The following is a 411-nucleotide window of genomic DNA, read 5'->3' on the forward strand; positions in this document are numbered from 1 at the left end:
ACACCACCCAGCAGGCCGCCGTCACCGCCGAGCAAGCCGCCCAGCAGACCGTCGTCGCCCAGGACACCACCCAGCAGACCGCCGTCACCGCCGAGCAGACCGCCCAGCAGACCGTCGTCGCCCAGCACGCCACCCAGGAGACCACCGTCACCGCCGAGCAAGCCGCCCAGCAGACCGTCGTCACCCAGCACGCCACCCAGGAGGCCACCGTCGCCGCCGAGCAGACCGCCCAGCAGGCCGTCATCGCCTAGCACGCCACCCAGCAGGCCACCGTCACCACCGAGCAGGCCACCCAGCAGACCGTCATCGCCCAGGATGCCGCCGAGCAGACCACCGTCACCGCCGAGCAAACCGCCCAGCAGGCCGTCGTCACCCAGGACGCCACCCAGCAGACCACCGTCGCCGCCGAGC

The 411-nt window shown here is 73.0% G+C and carries 1 protein-coding gene; it reads right to left on the bottom strand.

Going from position 1 to position 411, the window contains the following annotated elements; translation table 11 throughout:
* On the bottom strand, positions 1–411 hold a 411-nt coding region (locus AC07RV_RS39940; protein ID WP_493196368.1), incomplete at both ends, for a hypothetical protein.

Source organism: Variovorax sp. GW821-FHT09B01 (genome assembly GCF_059418345.1).